Origin of the sequence: Massilia aurea (assembly GCF_040790145.1) — a bacterium.
Lineage (GTDB): Bacteria > Pseudomonadota > Gammaproteobacteria > Burkholderiales > Burkholderiaceae_D > Telluria > Telluria aurea_C.
Genome location: NZ_JBFMMP010000012.1, coordinates 1 through 20,197, shown reverse-complemented (window position 1 = coordinate 20,197; position 20,197 = coordinate 1). Strand labels below are relative to the sequence as shown.

Below are 20,197 nucleotides of genomic sequence, written 5' to 3'. Positions count from 1 at the left end.
AAGGAGAACCTATGCGTTGGGATGGCGACCGTGAAAGCAGCAATGTCGAAGACCGTCGGGGTGATAGCGGTGGCGGAGGCGGCGGCTTCGGCATCGGCGGGCGCTCGATCGGCGTCGGCACCATCGTCATTGCGCTGGTCGGTTCCTATTTTCTGGGTGTCTCGCCGGCCACGATCCTGAGCCTGCTGTCGGGCGGCGCGGCGCCACAGCAGCAAGCGTCGCAGCCGCGCACGGCGCCGGCCGACGACCGCGAAAGCAAGTTCGTGCGCACCACGCTGGCGTACACCGAAGATGCCTGGGCCCAGATCTTCACCGAGCAGAATGCGCAGTACCAGCCGGCCACGCTGGTGCTGTTCGACGACCGTATCCCAACGGCTTGCGGCCTGGGCCAGAGCGCTACCGGGCCGTTCTATTGCCCCGCCGATGCCAAGGTCTATATCGATCTCGGCTTCTTCCGCACGATGCAGGAACGCTTCAACGCCGGTGGCGAATTCGCCCAGGCGTATGTGATCGCGCACGAGGTCGGGCACCATGTGCAGAACCTGCTCGGCATTTCCGACAAAGTCCATGCGGCCCAGCAGAGTGCGTCGGAAACGCAGGGCAATGTGCTGTCGGTCAAGCTCGAGCTGCAGGCCGACTGTTTCGCCGGCGTCTGGGCCAAGCGCACTGATCAGCGTGCGAAGATCCTGGAGCAGGGCGATGTCGAGTCGGCGCTCACCGCGGCCAGCGCCATCGGCGACGATGCGCTGCAAAAGCAGTCGCGCGGCGTGGTGGTGCCCGATTCGTTCACGCACGGCACGTCGGCGCAGCGGGTGCGCTGGTTCCAGCGAGGACTCGATAGCGGCGAAGTGGCGTCATGCAATACATTCGATGCCGGCAAGTTATAAAAGCCATGTAAGAGTTTCCAATTGGATATAATATGCAAATTTAATTTGCATCAATCGCTCCAATATGCGTGTTCGTTTCCGTGCGCATATGGCAATTCTCGAGACTTTGACATAAGTTAATGTCAGCTCGGCCGCAGCGCCGGGATCCCGTCAAAGAACTTGCGAAGGAGTATTCATGCTGGCCATGAACTACCGCGGGCCGTACCGTGTCCGCGCCGACCAAAAACCCGAACCCGTCATCGAGCACCCCGGCGACGCCATCGTGCGCGTCACCCGCGCTTGCATCTGCGGCTCCGACCTGCACCTGTACCACGGCCTCGTGCCCGACACGCGCGTCGGCCATACCTTCGGCCACGAATTCATCGGCATCGTCGAAGAAATCGGGGCCGACGTCCACAAGCTGAACGTCGGCGACAAGGTGCTGGTACCGTTCAACGTCTTTTGTGGTTCTTGTTTCTTTTGCCAGCACGAGCTGTACGGCAATTGCCACAACACGAATGCGCAGGCGACCGCCGTGGGCGCCATCTACGGCTACTCGCACACGGCCGGCGGCTACGACGGCGGCCAGGCCGAGTACGTGCGCGTGCCGATGGCCGACGTCGGCCCGATGATCATCCCGGCCGATATCCACGACGACGACGCCGTGCTGCTCACCGATGCGCTGCCCACCGGCTACCAGGCCGCGGAAATGGGCGACATCAAGGAGGGCGACACGGTGGTCGTGTTCGGCGCTGGGCCGGTGGGCATCTTTGCCGCCAAGTCGGCCTGGCTGATGGGCGCGGGCCGCGTGATCGTCGTCGATGAGATCGAGTACCGGCTCGAGTTCGTCAAGCGCTATGCGCAGTGCGAGACCGTGAACTTCAAGGAAGTGCGCGACATGGCGCTGCACATCAAGAAGATGACCGACTGGATGGGCGCCGACGTGTGCATCGACGCGGTCGGCTGCGAAGCGGCGGGCAACACGATGCAGACGATCACGGGTGTCTACACGATGATGCAGGCGGGCGCCGCCACGGTGCTGCACTGGTGCATCAACTCGGTGCGCAAGGGCGGCAATGTGTCGATTGTCGGCGTGTACGGTCCAACCTTCAATGCGGTCCCGATCGGCAATGCGCTGAACAAGGGCCTCACGTTGCGCATGAACCAGGCCAGCGTGCGCCGCCACCTGCCGCGCCTGATCGAACACATCCGCGCCGGGCGCATCGATCCGAAGGCGATCATCACGCACCGCGTGCCGCTCGAGGAAGTGTCTGATGCGTATCACATCTTCTCGAGCAAGCTCGACAACTGCATCAAGACGATCCTGATTCCGCCGCGCGCCAATGAGGTCCGGGCTGTCACGGCCAGCATTGCCGCCTAATCGACCCCGAGGGAAACATCATGCAGACACGTAACGACATCGTCGCCGCCAACGACCAGCACGACGGCCAGCACGCCCCCGGCGAACACGACAGCGACGGCCACGTCGCCCACGTCCACGGCGCCATCGCACCGCGCCGTCCCACCCGCGCGCAGCTGACGCACATCCAGGGCTGGGGTGCCGACCTCGACCGCAAGGACCGCCCCGGCGTACCGATGGAACGCACGCCGCCGCGCTTCATCAATGTGCCGGCCGGCGATCCTGCGCCGCAAGCGCAGCACGTCGAGGTGCTTGTCTCGACCGAGCGTCCGGGCCGTACGCCGCTGTTCGGCGCCGTGCAACCGCCGGCCGGCTTGTCCGGCTCGGTTCGGCGCCAGGCCTTCAAGTTCACCGAAAACGACGTTCGCCACTGGCTGCTGCTGTTGCTGGCCGACCGCGTCAACGTGGTCGAAGGCATTGGGGAAGACCTGGCCAAGGGCACCATTCCGAACGTGCTGGCCGAGATGGGCATCAAGGCCGAGTTCCGGCACAACAAGGCCGGGCTGGCGAAAAAAATCGCGCTTGGTACAGTCATCGTCGGCGCAGCGGTGTATCTGATGAAGCGCCGCAGGTAGGGGACATTGTTCTTAAGCAAACCCTCGTGGTTTTGCGCGTCCATCATGGTCGATGACCGGCGCCAACTGGCCCGGCTGACCGGATGGAGCCGAGATGATTCCTCAACCGTTTTTCAGGGCAGTCGTTCTGGCTGCCGCCTTCGCGCTGACCCCTTTCGTACACGGCGCGCCGATGATGGGCGCGCCACTCAAGCTCGACACCAGGGCGCAAGCGCAAGTGCTCAGCCAGCTCACTGCGCGCCGGTCGGCTGTTGGCCTTGACCTGGATCACAGCTATAAAGTCGTCGCGCAGCACCCCGGCGTGCAGGGTACGCACGTGTTGCGCGCGGCGCATCTGTACAAGGGCGTGCGCATCTTCGGCTCGGAATCGGTGATCGTGATCGACGCGCGCCAGCAGATCATGTCCGAGAGCGCCTCGCCGCGCCGCCTGCACCTGGGGCGTGGCGCGGCCAATACGCTGGGCGCGACCACCGCCGGCTTCGACACCACACCGGTCGTCAAGCGCAAGGCGGCCATCGGCGTGGCGCTGAAGGGCATCCCGCCCGGCGCCGTCAACGTCAAGGCGCCCACGGCCGAGCTGGTGATCTATCCTTCGATGCGCGACGAGCGCGCGCCAAGCGCCGTGGCCAAGCCTGACGCCGAACTGAACGCGGTCGACCTGGTCGAGACGGTCGAGCGCTACGCGCTGGCCTGGCATGTGCGCGTGCGCATGCACAGCGGCGAGCAGCCGATCTACTACGACGCCATCGTCGACGCGCGCAGCGGCGTGATCATCGACCGCTGGAACATGCTGCAGACCGTGGAGGGCATCGGCAAGAGCCAGTACAACGGCGCCGTGCCGCTGAGCACGACCTTTGCCGACAATCTGTACCAGATGCTCGACCCCGAGCGCGGCAAGGGCGGCACGTTCGGCGCGATGGCCATTACCAACGCCAACCATGGCACCACCAGCGGGCGCGTCTATGCCAATACCACCAATACCTGGGGCGACGGCCAGCAGTTCGTCGAAGGCGCCGGCACGACGGGCGCCAACGGCCAGACGGCGGCCGTCAATGCCATGTGGGGCCTGATGAACACCTACGACCTGCACAAGAACGTGCTGGGCTGGCGCTCGCTCGACGGCCAGGATACGGCCACCCACATCGCCGTGCACGTCAACCGCGGCTACGACAACGCCTACTACAGCGACACGTGCCGCTGCATGTTCATCGGTGACGGCACATTCTTCACGAACCTGGGCGCGATCGACGTGGTTGGCCACGAAATGGGCCATGGCGTCACGGCGGCCACCTCGAACCTCGTCTACACGGGCGAATCGGGCGGCCTGAACGAATCGAGCTCGGACATCGCCGGCGAAGTGGTCGAAGCGTATGCGCGCGGCGGCGGCAAGGGCGAGGTGGTGCCCGAGACAGGCAATGACTGGATGCTGGGCAGCGAAATCGCCCGCAACGCCGAACCGCTGCGCTGGATGATCAAGCCGAGCAAGGACGGTAGTAGCCAGGATGCGTGGAGCACGGGCCTGAAGCGCCTCGACGTGCATTACAGCAGCGGCCCGAACAACCGGATGTTTTATTTCCTGGCGCGGGGCTCGAATGCCGACAATACCAGCGAAGCCTGGAGCAGCTACCTGAAGGGACTGCCTGCCGCGATGACGGGCATCGGCATCGACAAGGCGTTTCGGATCTGGTTCCGCGCCAACACGACCAAGTTTACGGCCAGCACCAATTACGCCGATGCGCGGGCGAAGATGATCGAAGCGGCGCAGGAGCTGTATGGCGCGGCAAGCCGCGAAGTGGTTGCGGTTACGCGTGCTTATGCAGCGATCAATGTCGGGGCCGACATCGACGAACCGGCGGCCGAACCCGTTCCCGGGGCGGCCGCGGCAATCACAACGACAACGTCGGCAGCAGTTACTGGTCGCTCATCAGTGGGAACGGATTGAGCGGCGTGCCTTTCCACCACTGCTTCTCTGGCGTCAGGGCGACGACGGCAAAGTGCAGGTGCGGCGCGTTCGGATCCGAATTGCCGGTCACGCCGACATAGCCGATCACGGTGCCGCGCTTGACCTCCATGCCTTCGGCGATGCCGTCGGCGTAGCGGTCGAGGTGGGCGTAGTAGTACGCGAACTGCTCGCTCGGATCGAACTGGTACACGGTCAGGCCGCCCGGTTTGCTGTGGAACAGTTTGGCGACCTTGCCGTCGGCCACGGCGACGACGGGCGTGCCGGTCGGGGCCATGATGTCAAGCGCCTCGTGCTGGCGCTGCTCGCCGCGCGGCTGGTCGAAGGTGTCGGTCAGCTGGGCTGACTTGATGCCTTGCACCGGCACCAGGAGCTTGCCCGGCACCGTCATCGGAGCCGACGTACCGGCAGCTGCCGTAGCGTCAGGCGCAGGCCGCAGCGGCAGGTCGGCGTCTTCCAGGTTCGGCACGACGACCGGCGCCGGCGGCAACTGGCCCTCGATCTGCGACGCCGGGATGCCAGGCGCCGTCACCGCCACCTCGGTCGCCGGTTGTTCGGGCACGTCCTGCAGCGCGACGAACAGCACCGCGGCGCCGACCAGCGCGCCGAGGATAAACGTGATCAACCATTTCATCTTGTTCTCCGTGCAGCGCCACCGGCGCCGCGTGTGGGCTTATTTTTCCAGGATCACTTCAGTGCCGGCGCTGACGGCGGCGCCTACTTCGGCGGCGCTCCAGTTGGTCAGGCGGATGCAGCCGTGCGATTCGGTCTTGCCCACATGGCCCGGCACCGGCGTGCCATGGATGCCGTAGTGCGGCTTGGACAGGTCGATCCACATCACGCCGACCGGATTGTTCGGGCCCGGCTTGACCGGTGTGGCCTTGTCGCCCGGCTTGGCGTCCCAGAACAGTTTCGGATTGTAGTTGTAGACCGGATTGGCGTGCACGCCCTCGATCTTCCAGGTGCCGATCGGCAGTGGGTCGCGGCTGCTGCCGGTCGAGGCCGGGTACTGGGCCAGCAGGCGCCCCGACGCATCATACAGCTGCAGCGTCTTGGCGCCATCGCGCACGATGACCTTGGTCGCCTGCGCCAGCGGTTCCTTGCCGCTCACGTTCGGCACCATGATGCGCTCGCCCGCGCGGGCGAAGGTCTTGCCGGGATTGAGGCGCTGCAGCAGGGCAGGGCTGGCGTGGAATTTCTCGCCCAGGCCTTCGAGCACGTTGGCATAGCCGAGCTGGTCCAGCTTGGCCTTTTCCATCATCGTGTCTGGCACCGGCTGGAACGGGCCTTCGACATCCTCCGGGATCAGCGCGTATTCGGCCAGGGTCGGGGTGGTGTCGGTGGCGAGCGCATTCCAAGTCGCGTCGTCGAGCTTGCCGGTGACCGGCAGCTTGCGCTGGGCCTGGAAGGTGTTCAGGGCCTGGCGCATATTCGAGCCGTAGGCGCCGTCGAGTTCACCCGGAGACAGGTAGATGCGTTCCAGTAGTACCTGGGCGCGCAGCAGTTTTTCGAATTCGGCCTGCTCGGCGATCGCCGGGTCTTGCACCGCGCCGGGGGCAGCGGTAACCGCCGTCGACATCGTCGTGTTCTGGGCCGTCGTCGCCGGCTGGGCGGCGGGCGGCAGTGGCGCTGGCTGCTGGGCCACGGCGTGGGTCAGCGTGCCTCCAAGGGCGGCGATCAGGGTCAGGGCGGTCATCTTGTTCATGCGGTCTCCGGGTTTTGCTTCTGGAAAACCTCAGACTAGTGGTATGCACGGGATGGGTCTGTGCGTCAGCGTACTCACAACAGGTCAACTATTTCATTGAGGCTACAATTGCACGATGGAACACACCATGTATGCCGTCACCGTATTGCCGCTCGGCGCAACCGTTGCCGCTGGCGCATCCACGACCTTGCTGCAGGCGCTCGAGGCGGCCGGCATCGAACTGCCCAGCTCGTGCCGCAATGGCACCTGCCGCACCTGCCTGTGCCGCCTGCAATCGGGCACGGTGGCCTACACGGTCGAATGGCCGGGATTGTCGCTCGAAGAGAAGCGCGACGGCGATGTGCTGCCCTGCGTGGCGCTGGCGCGCAGCGATCTGGTGCTGAACGTCCCGCTGGCGCGGCGCGTGTGCACCGACCATCGATAGCATGGTGATACTATTGGTAGCAACCACATTCAATGGAGCACTACCATGAGCAAAAGTCAGGATGCGAAGAAGGCGACCAAGAAAGAACCGGCCAAGAGCATGAAAGAAAAGAAGGAAGCCAAGAAGGTCAAGAAAGAAGAAAAGTCGCGCCAGCAGTAAAGATGGACGTCAGACCGCGTCGTCTCCCGGCGACGCGCGCCGCACCGCTTATGGCTTGCCCGCAGGTAGCCCGAGCGCTCCCTCGATCACCCCCAGCACCGTCGGCCACGCCGGTGAACTCGTCGCCACCTCATCGTAATGGCTTGCCTCCGGCAAGATCACCACCTCCGCCACATCCCCTAGCTTGCGTGCCCGTGCTGCGTAGTCGTGCGCCACGCGCGGTGGCGAAATTGTGTCGAGTGCACCCGTCACCAGCCAGGTGCGACTGCCATTGGGCATCAGGTCGCCCGCGTTGGTGTCGACCAGCACGTCCGGGCGCGCCGCGCTCGGCTCACCGGCCAGTTGCGCGATGTCGCGGTCGCAGCTTGACTTGATCAGGTCCGCCTCGTGGCGCAGGTCGGCCAGGCCGCCCAGGCTCACGATGCGCTCGATCCCGAGCGGATTGGCGTGGTGCAGCGGGCTGCCGGCCGGGATGCGCGTGCGACCGGCAATCCACTGCACCAACTGACCCCCGGCCGAGTGACCCACCGCCACGATGCGTTGCAGGTCGAGCTTGTGCGCAGGGGCATGCAGCGCCAGCAGGTCGAGGGCGGCATGCATGTCGAGGTACATGCCGGGGTAGCCGCCGCCCGGTTCATCGACGCGCCGGTATTCGACGTTCCAGACGGCAATGCCGCGCGCGGCCAGGGCGCCGGCCATATTGCGAAACTGGATGATGCCGCCGAACTTGCTGTTCCAGCAGCCGCCGTGCACCAGCACCGCGACGGGGAACGGCCCGGCGCCGGCAGGCACGAACAGTTCGGCGTACTGGGAAGGGGCGGGGCCGTAGGCGAGTCTGGCGGTGGGGGCAGGGCCGCGCAGGGCCAGGTAATCGTCGAGTTTCATCGGGGCGGCGTGGGCGATTGAGGCGACGCCAAGCACGAGGGCAAGCAGCAGGCTGGAAAAGCGCATCGCAGGGGCGGAAAGAGTGGTGAAAACAGCACTATAGCTCAGTGGCCAGGCGGCGGTACAGTAGGGCTAATACGCAGCAATCGTACGGCCCTGACGTGCCGGCCATGCTAGTCTGGCCATAACGACATCACTTATCGAAAGGCGACCATGAACCAATACCAAGGCCAATCCCACGACGCCTGGCGCACTCCGGTCACTCACCACGCGCACACCACGCCCGACCCGGATGCACCGAACGACCCACCGGCACCGCAAACGCCGTCGCCGGTGCCGGACGATGTTCCCGACCCGGTCAATGCACCGGTCGAAGAGCCGCGCATGCCCGAGCCACCGATCCGGGCACACTGACGTTACACGATCAGGCGCCAGATTCCTGGCGCTTGCCTTCTGCTTTCTCTGCTTTCTCTTGTTTATCACCTTCGTCAGCCTTGCCCGCCGATGGCGGCAGCGTCGGAATTTCACGGATCAATGCTTCGGTGTCGTGCTGGCCCGGCGAGCGCTCGCCGCTGCCGATGTCGGCTTCGTCGAAGATGGCGCGGCCCTTGTTCTTGGGGTCGACATTGGGTGTCGTGTCAGTCATGCTGGGCTCCAATAGCGTTATCAATGTTGTACGATCCTAACAGTCCCCGGGCGCGCCTGTCGCGCGCGAGGCCACCGTGAAAACTGTTGCTTTTTTGTCGGCACGCGGGGCGCATGTGCTACCTGTCACAGAACCGCAACAATGCGGTTTCTATAATGGCTGTGACATCAAAAACAGGAGGAGATCATGGGTTCCACGCTGTACAACAAGATTTACCTGGGCCGCAGCCCGCTGCTCGGTTCCCGCAGCGTGCAACTCGCGCTCGTGCTCGCTGTGCTGGCGAGCGCCGGCCTGGGTTGGCTGGCACTGCGTTCGCTGCGCTGAGGTTGCCCCGGGGCGCTGTGACGCGTACCATGCGCCCTTTGGTCAACGAAACGCGGTAATGAAAAACGAAAAGCTCACGACGGACGAATACGATGCACTCGATATGGTGCGTCGCGGCGGTAAACAAGAGATGGCCAGTGCCTGTGTCGGGCGCAATTCGAAGCGCCTGTGCGGCATCAAGCTGATGTCCTACGGTCGCGACAAGCGGCTGACGCTGACCGACAAGGGTGAAGAAGTGCTGTTCTTGCGCCGCTGCGTTACCGGCTTGCGTGCGCTGGCGGCAGATTCGCAGGTGGTGCTCGATGAAGACGTGCTGCGTTTCCTGAACCGCAAATCGCACATCGTGCCGCTCGAAGACGGCGGCCATGGTCTGAGCGACAAGGGCCGCGAATCGCTGGCCGATATCGCCCAGCAGGAAGAGCGCCGCTGACGGCGCCGGCCGTCCCGCGCGGACGGCCTTTTGTACACCAGCTTCAGCTTTCTGTGCGAAGCCTCGTGCGCGTCCTAGTTGGCGCGGCGGCGGCTCGGGTACACCAGCACCCGCACCGCGACTTCGGCCGGCACGTTCATCGTGGCCAAGAACTCCGCCGCGCGCTGCAGGCCCAGCGTCGGGATCGAGGCGATGGCTTGGTTGACCAGATCGGACGTGCGCCCATCGACGCGCTGGTGGCGGGGCGTGACCGCGTTGGTATTCATGGCCAGTTCAGGCATGTCGTTCATTATCATTTTCTGTCCAGGTATCGTGGTTGTGCCATTGGCACGCTGATTGTACGGCCAATAATGTTTATTTAGCTATACAAATGTTTCGCCACAAGCGTAATGACATGACTTGATGATAACTCTCGTGGCGGCTGTGCAACTACCAGTGCTTAGGCAGGCAGTGTTTCCGATGCCGGCGCTGGCGTCGGCAGGCAGCGGCCCTCGATCAGCAATGCTTCAAACTCGGCGGCTGGTAGCGGCTTGCTGAAGTAATAGCCCTGCATCTCGTCACAGCCGTGGCTGCGCAGGTAGTCGAGCTGCTCGAGTGTCTCGACCCCTTCGGCGATCACGGCCAGCTTGAGGTTGTGCGCCAGCGCGATGATGGACGTGACGATTGCCGCGTCGTTGGCGTCGTGCGTGATATCGGCCACGAACGAGCGGTCGATCTTGAGCACGTCGATCGGGAAGCGTGACAGGTACGAGAAGCTCGAGTAGCCGGTGCCGAAGTCGTCAATGGACAGGTTCACACCCAGCGCCTTCATCCGGTGCAGCAATTCCACTGCCGGCGTGACGTCGCTCATGAACAGGCTCTCGGTCAGCTCGATCTCGAGGCACGCGGCGTCGAGCCCGGTTTCTTGCAGCGTCGCTTCGAGGCTGGCCATCAGGTCGGCTGCGCCGAACTGGCGTGCGGATAAGTTCACTGCCACCCGCAGGCGCTGGTAGCCAGCCAGCTGCCAGGCCTTGTTCTGGGCGCAGGCGGTGCGCATTACCCAGGCGCCGATGGGCACGATCAGGCCGGTCTCTTCGGCCACGCCGACAAAGCGCCCCGGCGGCACCATGCCGAGCTCGGGATGGTTCCAGCGGATCAGCGCTTCCATGCCGACGATCTGGCCTGTCTTCATGTCCACCTGCGGCTGGTAGTGCAGCACGAATTCGTTCCGCTCGAGCGCATTGCGCAGCGCGCCCTCAATGCGCACCCGCTCCTTGGCTTCATCGTTCATGCTCGGCGTGAAGAACTGGAAGTTATTGCGCCCCAGTTTCTTGGCGCGGTACATGGCGATGTCGGCGTGTTCGATCAGGTTCTCGCTCGACGTGCCTTCGGTCGGGAACACGGCCACGCCCACCGAGCAGGTGACGAAGAATTCCTTGTTGCCGAGCATGACCGGCTGTGCCACCGCATCCATGATCCGCTGTACGATGGCTGGCGACAATGGCTCATCGGTGTGCTCGTTGAGGATCACCACGAATTCGTCGCCGGACAGGCGCGCCACGGTGTCGGCATCGCGCAGCGATGCACGCAGGCGTGCCGCCACCGTCACCAGGAGCACGTCGCCGGCCTTGTGGCCCATGCTGTCGTTGACGAACTTGAAGCGGTCGAGGTCGATCAGCATGACCCACACCGGCCGGTTGCTGCGGCTGGCGAACGCGATCGACTGGCCCAGGCGATCCTGCAGCAGCGAACGGTTCGGCAAGCCGGTGAGCACGTCGTGCTGGGCCACGTGGTGTACGCGCTGCTCGGTCAGCTTGCGCTCGGTGATGTCGCTGCCGGTGCCGCGGTAGCCCGCAAGCAGGCCCGCCTCGTCGAACACCGGCTCGCCGTTGACGCAGAACCAGCGCGCGTTGCCGTCGTCGTCGACCACCTGGTACTCGAGATCGTTGAACGCCTCGCGCGCCTGCATCTTGGCCAGGTGGGCGCGGCCGCTGTCGCTGTCCAGCAGGCCCGGGACGTATTCCCAGCGCGTCTTGCCGATCAGGCCCTGCACGGCAACGCCCGATTTTTCGGTGAAGCCGCCGGTGATCATCGTGAAGCGCAGCTCGGCGTCTTGCTCCCAATACCAGTCGGACGACATCGACACCAGCTGGCGGAACCGCTGCTCGCTGTGCAGCAGCGCTTTTTCGGCGCGCTCGCGCGCGGTCACGTCGTCGATCAGGCGGCGGTTGCTGCGACGCAGTTCCGACGTGCGCTGGCGCACCAGTTGCTGCACCTTGCGCGCCCGTTCGCCGGCCGACTGCACGAAGGCGGCGCCCATCAGCGTGACCAGGATGCCGCCGATCAGCAGCGACAGCGAGGCCAGGTGGTCGGCCAGGAACGGGCGCTGCGCCGCCGCGACCTCGACCCGCCACGGCCGCCCGCCCGCGCGCAGCACGGTGCTGTGCATGCCGTGGTCCGGGCGCAGCCAGCCGGCGAATTCGCGCCGCGATGCGCTCGACGTGGGGCCGTTCGAGAACAGCAGGGCGGCCGGGTCGGCATGGTCGCTGGCATACACCGACACGAAGATGTCGTCGCCACTCTCCAGCCCGGCGGCGGCGAGCGACTCGCGCACCAGTTCCTTGCCCCGGATGACGACCGCTGTATTGCCGCGCAGGACGCCATTCTTGTCGAACACCGGCTGCACCAGGTCGAAGCTGGCCTGGCTCGTGGGCGCCTGGGCCAGCGCGAACAGGCCGCTGGCAGCCGGCTGGCCGGTGCTGCGGGCCAGGTCGAGCGCGCCCATCACGGCGATATTCTGACTCAGATTCAGGCCGAAGGCCGGCTCGTTGCCAACCATCGGCTCGAGGTATTCGATGACGTGGTAGCGGCTGCGGGGCGGGGCCGGCACCAGGCCGGCGGGCGTGTTTTCGGTCAGGATCGTGCCGGGACGGATGCGCTGCAACTCGGCCTCGAACGCCGCGCGCTCATCGCCCGGCACCACGCGGTGGAAATTGAAGGCCTGGACAAAGCGATGACGCTCGAGCAGGGCCAGCGTGAAGTCGGCAAACCGTTCGCGGCTGACCGGCTCGCCCTTGGAAAACAGCTGGTTGGTGACGGCCAGCACTTCGAACGCCTGGCCCATGCCCTGGCGTACCGCCGCCACGCGCTCGTCGGCGCGCTGCCCGAAGGACAGCGCCATATTGTCATACTCGAGGTGGCTGACACCGAGGAACAGGCCGAAGGAGGCGGCCAGGCCGCCGCCCAGCGTGAGGGCCGCCGCGAGAGTCAGCGAACGGGGCAGGCGGCGCGGCATGGTGTCGAATGGTCCAGGAAAATCCGTACAAAAACAGTCAGGGTGCGTTCGACAATCGGTGCTTGCCGGCGGGCATTAGTGCGCGCAAGTGTGTCATAAACGACTTGGCGCCGCAAACTTATCGTATTGTGCGTGACAATCCATGCGCCGTGGGTAAAACCATGTCATGCCCGGCACCGCGCCAGCCACGCGACCCACCCGCGCGCCAGCAAGCGGTTGCTCCAGCCGATGCCGACGCCAGCGCCGCCCCCACGGCGCGCCAGCCTTGCCAGCAGGCGTTGCCCGCGGGTGGGCGGCGTGGCGGGTCGTATGGCGAACAGGATCCGGTTATTGCCGGCGATGTTCCGGAACCAGGCAACGCGCCCGTCAAACGTGTCGCGCAGGCGTTGTAAGCAAGACACAAAATCGGGATCATACGTAAAGATATTCGCCACCAGCACGCCGCCCGGACGCAGCGCGCGCTGGCACGCCGCATAGAACGCGCTGCTCGCCAGCGTCGGCGGCAGGCCGCCCCGATCGAAGCCATCGACCAGCAGCACGTCGGTGTCGCCGTGGCAGCGCGCCAGGTAATCGGCTGCGTCGCAATGCAGCACGCGCAGGCGGGCGTCGTCGGGCGGCACGCAAAACACATCGCGCAGGGCGATCACGTCGGCGCGGATCTCGAGCACCGTGATGCGGGCGTGCGGAAAATGGCGATGGCAGAACTTGGCGAGCGAGCCGCCGCCCAGGCCGACCATGACGATGTGGCGCGGGCGCGGCGCGAACAGTGCGAAGCACATCATGGCGCGGGTGTAGTCGAGCACCAGGGCGTCGGGCCGCGCCAGCAGCATGTCGCTTTGCACGTCGCCCGGCGTGAATTCGAGCGTGCGGTGCGTGCCGTCGTCTGTCACCAGCGGGGCGCTGGCGACAGGCGGTTCGGGAAGATCCAGGGGCGCGGGCATTCGTCAGTATATGCCGGCGCGCCCCTGTGCGATTACGCGGCGCTGCCCATCAGCGGCACCACGCCGAACACCAGCGCCGCCACCAGCATGACGAGGGCCGCCGAGATCGACCAGATCAGCGTGAAGCGCTGGTGGTCGCCAAACTCCACCTTGCACATGCCCACCAGCAGATAGGTCGATGCCACCAGTGGGCTGAGCAGGTGGACCGGCTGGCCGATCACCGAGGCGCGGCCGATTTCGGCGGCCGTGATGCCATACACTTCGGCGGCCTTGGCCAGCACCGGCACGATGCCGAAGTAGAACGCGTCGTTCGAGATGAAGAACGTGAACGGAATGCTCAAGAGACCCGTGACGACCGCGAGGTAAGGCCCCATCCACTCCGGCACGGCGGCGATGACGGACAGCGCGATCGCGTCGACCATCTTGGTGCCTTGCAGGATGCCGACGAAGATGCCGGCCGCGAAGATCAGCGACACCACCGGCAGCACGTTCGACGCATGGTGCGCGATGCGCTCTTTCTGTGCTTCGAGGCCCGGGTAGTTGATCATGATCGCGACGGCGAAGAAAATCATGAACAGCACTGGCAGCGGCAGCACGCCCATGATCAGGAAGGTCATGAGGAGCGCGGTCATGGTGAAGTTCACCCAGATCAGTTTCGGGCGCTTGATGGCGGCGTTCGAGACGCCATCGTCACCGCTAGCGCCTGCCACGGCCGGTGCAGCATCTGCCGGCGGCGTCACGTTTGATTCGATGCGGCCCGCGGCCAGATGGTGCACATTGCCTTCGCGCGCCGCACCGGCGGCAGATGGCGTCCAGTGGCCGGTCGTACCGGTCATTTCAGCGGCCAGCGCGACGTCGGCCACCGCTGGCTGCAGCACGGCGACATTCGGCGCCGCCTTGGCTTCTTGTTTCGCCTGCGCCGGCAGCGTCATGATGCCCAGGCGCTTGCGCTCCTTCATGCCCAGCACGCCGGCGACGAACACCACCCAGACCGCGGTGACGGCCATCGGCAGGATCATCGGCACGAAGATGTCGCTCACGTCCACGCCCAGGGCCGTGGCGGCGCGCGCCGTCGGCCCGCCCCACGGCAGGATGTTGAAGACGCCGCCGGCGAGCATGATGACGCAGGCCAGCACCAGGCGGCTCATCCCCAGGCGCACATACAGCGGCAGCATGGCAGCCACGGTGATCATATAAGTCGTGGCGCCGTCGCCGTCGAGCGAGATGAACATCGCCAGCACGGCGGTGCCGACGACGATCTTGAGCGGGTCGCCGCCGACGATTTTCAGGATCAGGCGCACGACCGGATCGAACAGGCCCGAGTCGATCATGATGCCGAAATAGAGGATGGCGAACATCAGCATGACGCCGGTCGGGGCCAGGTTGCGGATCCCGTCGAGCATCATCGGGCCCAGCTCCGGACCGAAGCCGCCGATCACGCCGAAGCCGATGGGCACGACGATCAGCGCCACCAGCGCGGGCAGGCGCTTGGTCATGATCAGATACATGAACACGACGACCATGGAATACGCCAGGATGGTCAACATCATCATCATTCTCCTTGCCGGTGCGCTTGCGGCACGCGGTTTCTGGGCCGGTATGGCCCGGGGTGTTGGTACGGGTGCGGCGCCGTTGGCGGACGCCTGTGAATTCAGGCGCCGGCGATTGCGGTGCTGTACGCTGCCAGGACGGCGCGCGCGGGGGGTGGGATGTGCATGGTGTCTCCGATCGTTGTCGTTGGTGTTCTGCTGTTTGTACCAACTATAGGCGCGCCTGCCTTTCAATTGGCTTTCAGTGCACTTGACATCTCAATGATCGGTGGGTGCGGCGAAGAGCACGCTGACCTTCAGGCCATGCCCGCCGGCGCCCTGGCCCAGGGCCAGCGTCGCGCCGTGCAGGTTGGCGATATCGCGCACGATGGCCAGGCCCAGGCCAGTGCCGCCCGGATTGGCTTCGAGCGTGGCCTGCGCGCGGTAGAACGGCGTGAATACCTTGTCGGCGTCGGTTGCGCCGATCCCGGGGCCGCTGTCGCTCACGGCGAGCAGCACGCCGGCGCTGTTGCGCCCGACCTGCAGCAGCACGCTGCCGCCGGCCGGCGTATAGCGAATCGCGTTGTCGACCAGGTTCGATACCAGTTCGTGCAGCAACAGTTCCTGGCCCATGATCGTCGTGAGCGCGTCGGCGTCGGCTTCGAGTGCCAGGTCGAGCCCTTTCTGTACCGCCGGCAGCGCCAGTTCGAGCCCCACCTGGCGCGCCACTGCCGCCAGCGATACAGGGGCATGGAGCGCGCTGCCGCCGCCATGCTCGATGCGCGCGAGCGTCAGCAGGCGGTTCGCCAGGTGGATCGCCGAATCGGTGGTGCCGGCAATCGAGCCGACGATTGCGCGCATCGCAGCCGGATCGTTTTCGCGCAGGGCCAGTTCGGCCTGCGTCTTGAGCACCGCCAGCGGCGTGCGCAGCTGGTGCGAAGCGTCGGCGATGAAGCGGCGCTGGCTGGCGATCAGGTCTTGCGTGCGCGCCATCGCGCCGTTCATCGCCGCCACGAGCGGGCGCACTTCCTTGTGCACGAGCGCCGCGTCGATGTTCGACAGGTCGGACGGTGCACGTGTCTCGACCTCGTTCTTCAGCCGCATCAGGGGCCGCAGAACCAGGCGCACGGCGAACCACACCATCGCCGCCACGGCCAGCACCAGCAAGGCCTGGCGCAGCAGCGTGGAAAACAGGATATCGCGCGACAGCGCCTGGCGCGCATCGAGCGTCTCGCCCACCTGGATCAGCGCGATGCCGCGCATCGAATCGTCATACACCGGTTGCAGCAGCGCCGCGATGCGCACCGGCTCGCCGTTATAGGTGGCGTGATAGAAGCGCACCAGCGCCGGATACAGGTCGCTGCGCGGCACGTTCTTCGGCACGGGCGGCAGGTCGCCATAGCCCGACACCGTCTCGCCCTGCAGCCCGGTGACCTTGTAATAGATGCGCCCGAGCGTGTCGGTTTCAAAACTGTCGAGCGCCACGTAGGGCACGTTGGCGACCACCTTGCCATCCTGGACCGAGACGCGCTCGGCCAGCGCGCGCGTGGACGACAGCAGCGAACGGTCATAGGCGACATCGGCCGCCTCCAGCGCATCGCGGTACAGCGAGACCGCATTGAGCGCGACGAGCAGCACCAGAGGCAGGATCAGCCAGCGCAGCAACTGCCCGCGCAGGCTGCCCGGCGACTGGCCGGCCGCAAAGCGGAGCAGGGAGGCGCGCAGGGTCATCGCGTATGGCGGCTTACGCCGGGCGTTCCTGCATCAGGTAGCCGATGCCGCGCAGCGTGACGATCATCGCGCCGCCTTCCGGGACGCGATCGAGCTTCTTGCGGATGCGGTGGATATACAGCTCGATGGCGTCGAGGTTGACGTCGTCGGCCAGCGCGAACACTTCGTCGAACAGCTTTTCTTTCGACAGTGCGCGGCCCGGGCGCGCAATGAGCGCTTCCAGCACGGCGTGTTCGCGTGGCGTGAGCGCGAGCGGCTCGCCGCCATACGTAAACATCCGCGAGACGGTGTCGAAACTCAGGCCGCCGCACTGGTGCACGAGTGCCTCGTTGCCGCTGCGGCGGCGCAGCAAAGCCTTCACGCGCGCCTCGAGTTCGGCCAGCTCGAACGGTTTGGGCAGGTAATCGTCCGCGCCCAGGTTCAGGCCCTGCACGCGGTCTTCCAGCCCGCCGCGCGCGGTCAGGATCAGCACCGGCGTGCCGCCACGCGTGCCGCCCCGTGCGCGCAGGCGGCGCAGCACGTCCAGGCCGTCCATCTTGGGCAGGGTCAGGTCCAGGATCACCAGGGCGTAGTCCTGGGTATGCAGCAGGGCGTCGGCGTCGGCGCCGGTAGCGGCGCATTCGACGGTCAGTTTGGCATCGCGCAGCGCCTTGGCTACCCAGTGCGACAGTTCGACATGGTCTTCAACGAGCAGGATTCTCATCGCGCCAGTGTAAGCGCAAAGCAGCCGCTTTTGATAGTGCCCTTGACGCGCCACTGAAAGCGAACTGAAAGGATCGGGCACATATAGTCGCCACATAAATAGTTCACATCCATAACAAAGTTCGGAGACACATGAAACACTCGGCCCTCGCGCTTGCCGTCCTGGCAGCGCTTTCCCTTTCCACGCCAGCACTCGCCCAGAGCAACGTCCAGGTCTATGGCCTGATCGACGCCGGCGCCGAATTCGTCAACCATGCCGGCGAAGACGGCGGCAACGCGGTGCGGGTCATCTCGGGCGGCAAAAACACGTCGCGCTGGGGCTTTCGCGGCAGCGAAGACCTGGGGGGCGGCCTGAAAGCCGTCTTCAATCTGGAAGGCGGCATCCTGATGGACACGGGCGCCAGCGACGGCGCCATCTTCAAGCGCCAGGCGTATGTGGGGCTGGAAGGCGACTTTGGCCGCGTGGTCATCGGCCGCTCGTTCACCACCGTGTATGAACTGGTGATCAAGTTCGATCCGCTGGGCTTTGCGCCCAATTATTCGTGGGCCACGGGCGGCAGCGCCACCAGGCCGTCGCGCTACGGCATGACGACCCAATTCGATAACCTGGTCAAGTACACGGGCCGCACGGGCGGCTTCACGTATGGCGCCACCGTCGGCCTGGGTGAGGGCTCGGGCAGTTCGCGCGACGGCCGCAAACTGGCCCTGGGTGGCTCGTGGTTTGGCGACGGCCTGGGTGTCATGGCCTCGTGGGAGCAGATCAACGGCGCCCCGGTCGCCGGCGTGGGCGCGCTCGATGAAACGACGGCGTACCACGTGGCAGTCGATTACCGCAGCGGCCCGTGGCGCTACACGGCCGGCAAGCGCGGCTACAAGCTGGCGCAGGGCCGCGCCAATATCGCCGACCTGCGCGGCGACACCTATTGGGGCGGCATCACGCGCACGATCGACGCGGTGACGCTGACCGGCGCGGTCTATCACATCAACACCAAAAACCTGCCGGCTGCGCAGGACGCCGACCCGACGATGTTCGTCGCGCGCGCAATGCTGGCGCTGTCCAAGCGCACCGATCTGTATCTGTCGGTGGCGCACGCGAAGGCGGACAACGGGCAGTTGATCGGCCTGTCGCGCGACGACCCGGGTTTCGGATCGACCCAGAGCGGCATCACTGCCGGCATGCAGCACCGCTTCTGAGTCGCCGCGATTACTGGTGCGGCGGGTATCATGGGCGCCATGAATCTCCTGCACGCGCTCCTGCACGCCTTCCTGTTGACCATCCTGGCGTTCGGTGGCCTGCCGCTCGCCGGCGCCGCCGAATGCCTGATCCCGTCGAAGCCCGGCGGCGGCATGGACCTCACCTGCAAGCTGGCGCAAAAAGCCCTGCACGCGCAACCGGGCGCGCCCGAACTGGAGCTCAACTACCTGCCGGGCGGTGTCGGCGCGGTGGCCTGGCACACCGTCGTCTCGCAACGACGGCGCGAGGCCGATACGCTCGTCACGTTTTCCGGCGGCTCGGTGCTCAATCTCGCGCTGGGCAAATTCGGCAAGGCCGACGTCGACGACGTGCGCTGGGTCGCGGCCTTTGGCGCCGACTACGGCATGGTCGCCGTGCGCGCCGACTCACCGTACCGGACGCTGGGCGACCTGCTGGGCGCGATCAAGCGCGATCCGAAGCAGGTCTTGATCGGCATGTCCGGCACGGTCGGCAGCCAGGACTGGATCAAGATGGCGCTGCTGGCGCGCATGGCCGGCGTGGACCCGCGCAAGCTGCGCTTCGTCGCGCTCGAAGGCGGCGGCGAGCAGTTCATCGCGATGGGGGCGGGGCATGTGCAGGCGGTGTCGGGCGACACGTCCGAAGCACTGCTGGCTGCGGGCGCAGGCAATGTGCGGGTGCTGGCGGTGCTGTCCGAACAGCGCCTGCCGGGCGCGCTGGCCGGTGTGCGCACGGCGCGCGAACAGGGGTACGACGTGGTCTGGCCGGTGATACGCGGCGTGTGGATGGGGCCCGATGTGCGCGAGGCCGATTACCGGCGCTGGGTAAAGGCGTTCGATGGCGTGGAAAATTCGCCCGAATTCGCGCAGATGCGCGAGCAGGCGGGCTTGTATCCGTTTGCGCTGACGGGGGAGGCGCTGACCAGGTATATCAGGCAGTCGGTGGAGGGGTATCACCGGCAGGCGAGGCAGTTCAAGTTGTTGCGCGAGCCTTGAGTCGGCCGCTGGGTTCTTGCCGCTAATCCAGCGCTTGGGTCAATAACTGAAGAATATATCGAGAAATATGTAACTAACCAACATTGGCTGTCCGGCAGCGCTGGATATTCCGTGGCCCGCATGCATTGTTCTGCAGGGCTGGGGGGGCTGATACGGTGCGCAGTCCGGGATCGGGCATGGCGGTGAGCGCGATATGCTTCGGACGTCGGGAAGTGACCGGCCTTGAATAAGGCGCTGTTATCGTTAAATAGTGACGAGAGCCGAACCGCTGAGCTGTTACGCAGTCCAACCCCTGTTGCCATCGACAGGAGCGGTCCATGAAAGCGCCTCGTTTCACTGGCTGGTTCGGCAAGCTGCGCTTGTTGAACCAGCCACAGCGCCTGCGGGTGCTCGATGCATTGCACCCGGCAGCCGGCCT

At 65.5% G+C, this 20,197-nt stretch carries 20 protein-coding genes; 10 read left to right on the top strand and 10 right to left on the bottom strand.

Translation table 11 applies throughout. The features are described from left to right. Positions 1–11 precede the first annotated feature (11 nt). The 4 genes from ypfJ (at position 12) to AB2N08_RS16120 (ending at position 4,803) form a co-directional block, all read left to right on the top strand. Complete coding sequence (gene ypfJ, locus AB2N08_RS16135; protein ID WP_367611745.1) at positions 12–887, top strand: KPN_02809 family neutral zinc metallopeptidase; 876 nt, start codon at positions 12–14, stop codon at positions 885–887. Between the two features lie 175 nt (positions 888–1,062). Then, the gene (locus tag AB2N08_RS16130) at positions 1,063–2,247 is read left to right on the top strand and encodes a zinc-dependent alcohol dehydrogenase (protein WP_367611743.1); all 1,185 of its coding nucleotides are present in this window, start codon (positions 1,063–1,065) and stop codon (positions 2,245–2,247) included. A 20-nt stretch (positions 2,248–2,267) separates the two neighbouring features. Next, positions 2,268–2,861: a hypothetical protein gene (locus tag AB2N08_RS16125; RefSeq protein ID WP_367611741.1), complete on the top strand. Its 594-nt coding sequence runs from the start codon at positions 2,268–2,270 to the stop codon at positions 2,859–2,861. A 94-nt stretch (positions 2,862–2,955) separates the two neighbouring features. Beyond that, the gene (locus tag AB2N08_RS16120; protein ID WP_367611739.1) at positions 2,956–4,803 is read left to right on the top strand and encodes a M4 family metallopeptidase; all 1,848 of its coding nucleotides are present in this window, start codon (positions 2,956–2,958) and stop codon (positions 4,801–4,803) included. On the opposite strand, the gene AB2N08_RS16115 is transcribed toward AB2N08_RS16120, so the two are convergent. Then, positions 4,772–5,455 carry a M23 family metallopeptidase gene (locus AB2N08_RS16115; RefSeq protein ID WP_367611737.1) on the bottom strand — a complete coding sequence of 228 codons (684 nt, stop codon included), beginning with the start codon at positions 5,453–5,455 and terminating at the stop codon, positions 4,772–4,774. The genes AB2N08_RS16120 and AB2N08_RS16115 overlap by 32 nt on opposite strands. A 39-nt stretch (positions 5,456–5,494) precedes the next feature. Continuing rightward, complete coding sequence (locus AB2N08_RS16110; protein ID WP_367611735.1) at positions 5,495–6,526, bottom strand: L,D-transpeptidase family protein; 1,032 nt, start codon at positions 6,524–6,526, stop codon at positions 5,495–5,497. 115 nt (positions 6,527–6,641) lie between these two features. Between AB2N08_RS16110 and AB2N08_RS16105 the strand changes: the two genes are divergently transcribed. Then, a complete protein-coding gene (locus AB2N08_RS16105) occupies positions 6,642–6,950 on the top strand; it encodes a 2Fe-2S iron-sulfur cluster-binding protein (protein WP_367611733.1) in 309 nt (102 codons plus the stop codon). Positions 6,951–7,157: 207 nt separating this feature from the next. On the opposite strand, the gene AB2N08_RS16100 is transcribed toward AB2N08_RS16105, so the two are convergent. After that, on the bottom strand, positions 7,158–8,060 hold the full coding sequence (locus AB2N08_RS16100) for an alpha/beta hydrolase family protein (protein ID WP_367611731.1): 903 nt from the start codon (positions 8,058–8,060) through the stop codon (positions 7,158–7,160). Positions 8,061–8,207: 147 nt separating this feature from the next. Here AB2N08_RS16100 and AB2N08_RS16095 point away from each other — a divergent pair, with 147 nt between their 5' ends. After that, complete coding sequence (locus AB2N08_RS16095) at positions 8,208–8,408, top strand: hypothetical protein (protein WP_367611729.1); 201 nt, start codon at positions 8,208–8,210, stop codon at positions 8,406–8,408. Between the two features lie 10 nt (positions 8,409–8,418). Here AB2N08_RS16095 and AB2N08_RS16090 read toward each other — a convergent pair whose 3' ends face one another. Next, a complete protein-coding gene (locus tag AB2N08_RS16090) occupies positions 8,419–8,640 on the bottom strand; it encodes a hypothetical protein (RefSeq protein ID WP_367611727.1) in 222 nt (73 codons plus the stop codon). A gap of 186 nt (positions 8,641–8,826) precedes the next feature. Here AB2N08_RS16090 and AB2N08_RS16085 point away from each other — a divergent pair, with 186 nt between their 5' ends. Beyond that, entirely contained in the window at positions 8,827–8,964 is a 138-nt protein-coding gene (locus AB2N08_RS16085; protein WP_367611725.1) for a hypothetical protein, read from the top strand. Between the two features lie 58 nt (positions 8,965–9,022). Continuing rightward, on the top strand, positions 9,023–9,394 hold the full coding sequence (locus AB2N08_RS16080; RefSeq protein WP_367611723.1) for a hypothetical protein: 372 nt from the start codon (positions 9,023–9,025) through the stop codon (positions 9,392–9,394). Between the two features lie 74 nt (positions 9,395–9,468). Here AB2N08_RS16080 and AB2N08_RS16075 read toward each other — a convergent pair whose 3' ends face one another. From AB2N08_RS16075 to AB2N08_RS16050, 6 genes are all read right to left on the bottom strand, one after another. Further along, on the bottom strand, positions 9,469–9,684 hold the full coding sequence (locus AB2N08_RS16075) for a hypothetical protein (protein WP_367611721.1): 216 nt from the start codon (positions 9,682–9,684) through the stop codon (positions 9,469–9,471). A gap of 149 nt (positions 9,685–9,833) precedes the next feature. Continuing rightward, positions 9,834–12,668, bottom strand: a complete 2,835-nt coding sequence (locus AB2N08_RS16070) for a bifunctional diguanylate cyclase/phosphodiesterase (RefSeq protein ID WP_367611719.1) — start codon at positions 12,666–12,668, stop codon at positions 9,834–9,836. A 164-nt stretch (positions 12,669–12,832) separates the two neighbouring features. Continuing rightward, entirely contained in the window at positions 12,833–13,609 is a 777-nt protein-coding gene (locus AB2N08_RS16065; RefSeq protein WP_370662430.1) for a fused MFS/spermidine synthase, read from the bottom strand. A 32-nt stretch (positions 13,610–13,641) separates the two neighbouring features. Next, entirely contained in the window at positions 13,642–15,156 is a 1,515-nt protein-coding gene (locus tag AB2N08_RS16060; RefSeq protein ID WP_367611990.1) for a CitMHS family transporter, read from the bottom strand. A gap of 261 nt (positions 15,157–15,417) precedes the next feature. Continuing rightward, positions 15,418–16,869: a sensor histidine kinase gene (locus AB2N08_RS16055; RefSeq protein WP_367611717.1), complete on the bottom strand. Its 1,452-nt coding sequence runs from the start codon at positions 16,867–16,869 to the stop codon at positions 15,418–15,420. A gap of 13 nt (positions 16,870–16,882) precedes the next feature. Then, positions 16,883–17,572, bottom strand: a complete 690-nt coding sequence (locus AB2N08_RS16050) for a response regulator (protein ID WP_367611715.1) — start codon at positions 17,570–17,572, stop codon at positions 16,883–16,885. A gap of 131 nt (positions 17,573–17,703) precedes the next feature. On the opposite strand from AB2N08_RS16050, the gene AB2N08_RS16045 reads away from it, so the two are divergent. Then, entirely contained in the window at positions 17,704–18,765 is a 1,062-nt protein-coding gene (locus AB2N08_RS16045) for a porin (RefSeq protein ID WP_367611713.1), read from the top strand. A 39-nt stretch (positions 18,766–18,804) separates the two neighbouring features. After that, positions 18,805–19,779 carry a tripartite tricarboxylate transporter substrate binding protein gene (locus tag AB2N08_RS16040; RefSeq protein ID WP_367611711.1) on the top strand — a complete coding sequence of 325 codons (975 nt, stop codon included), beginning with the start codon at positions 18,805–18,807 and terminating at the stop codon, positions 19,777–19,779. Positions 19,780–20,197 lie beyond the last annotated feature (418 nt).

What these genes read in the sequence shown, in the direction of transcription:
- ypfJ (WP_367611745.1), top strand. Translation starts at nt 12, where the DNA reads ATGCGTTGGGATGGCGACCGTGAAAGCAGCAATGTCGAAGACCGTCGG.
- AB2N08_RS16130 (WP_367611743.1), top strand. Translation starts at nt 1,063, where the DNA reads ATGCTGGCCATGAACTACCGCGGGCCGTACCGTGTCCGCGCCGACCAA.
- AB2N08_RS16125 (WP_367611741.1), top strand. Translation starts at nt 2,268, where the DNA reads ATGCAGACACGTAACGACATCGTCGCCGCCAACGACCAGCACGACGGC.
- AB2N08_RS16120 (WP_367611739.1), top strand. Translation starts at nt 2,956, where the DNA reads ATGATTCCTCAACCGTTTTTCAGGGCAGTCGTTCTGGCTGCCGCCTTC.
- AB2N08_RS16115 (WP_367611737.1), bottom strand. Translation starts at nt 5,455, where the DNA reads ATGAAATGGTTGATCACGTTTATCCTCGGCGCGCTGGTCGGCGCCGCG.
- AB2N08_RS16110 (WP_367611735.1), bottom strand. Translation starts at nt 6,526, where the DNA reads ATGAACAAGATGACCGCCCTGACCCTGATCGCCGCCCTTGGAGGCACG.
- AB2N08_RS16105 (WP_367611733.1), top strand. Translation starts at nt 6,642, where the DNA reads ATGGAACACACCATGTATGCCGTCACCGTATTGCCGCTCGGCGCAACC.
- AB2N08_RS16100 (WP_367611731.1), bottom strand. Translation starts at nt 8,060, where the DNA reads ATGCGCTTTTCCAGCCTGCTGCTTGCCCTCGTGCTTGGCGTCGCCTCA.
- AB2N08_RS16095 (WP_367611729.1), top strand. Translation starts at nt 8,208, where the DNA reads ATGAACCAATACCAAGGCCAATCCCACGACGCCTGGCGCACTCCGGTC.
- AB2N08_RS16090 (WP_367611727.1), bottom strand. Translation starts at nt 8,640, where the DNA reads ATGACTGACACGACACCCAATGTCGACCCCAAGAACAAGGGCCGCGCC.
- AB2N08_RS16085 (WP_367611725.1), top strand. Translation starts at nt 8,827, where the DNA reads ATGGGTTCCACGCTGTACAACAAGATTTACCTGGGCCGCAGCCCGCTG.
- AB2N08_RS16080 (WP_367611723.1), top strand. Translation starts at nt 9,023, where the DNA reads ATGAAAAACGAAAAGCTCACGACGGACGAATACGATGCACTCGATATG.
- AB2N08_RS16075 (WP_367611721.1), bottom strand. Translation starts at nt 9,684, where the DNA reads ATGAACGACATGCCTGAACTGGCCATGAATACCAACGCGGTCACGCCC.
- AB2N08_RS16070 (WP_367611719.1), bottom strand. Translation starts at nt 12,668, where the DNA reads ATGCCGCGCCGCCTGCCCCGTTCGCTGACTCTCGCGGCGGCCCTCACG.
- AB2N08_RS16065 (WP_370662430.1), bottom strand. Translation starts at nt 13,609, where the DNA reads ATGCCCGCGCCCCTGGATCTTCCCGAACCGCCTGTCGCCAGCGCCCCG.
- AB2N08_RS16060 (WP_367611990.1), bottom strand. Translation starts at nt 15,156, where the DNA reads ATGTTGACCATCCTGGCGTATTCCATGGTCGTCGTGTTCATGTATCTG.
- AB2N08_RS16055 (WP_367611717.1), bottom strand. Translation starts at nt 16,869, where the DNA reads ATGACCCTGCGCGCCTCCCTGCTCCGCTTTGCGGCCGGCCAGTCGCCG.
- AB2N08_RS16050 (WP_367611715.1), bottom strand. Translation starts at nt 17,572, where the DNA reads ATGAGAATCCTGCTCGTTGAAGACCATGTCGAACTGTCGCACTGGGTA.
- AB2N08_RS16045 (WP_367611713.1), top strand. Translation starts at nt 17,704, where the DNA reads ATGAAACACTCGGCCCTCGCGCTTGCCGTCCTGGCAGCGCTTTCCCTT.
- AB2N08_RS16040 (WP_367611711.1), top strand. Translation starts at nt 18,805, where the DNA reads ATGAATCTCCTGCACGCGCTCCTGCACGCCTTCCTGTTGACCATCCTG.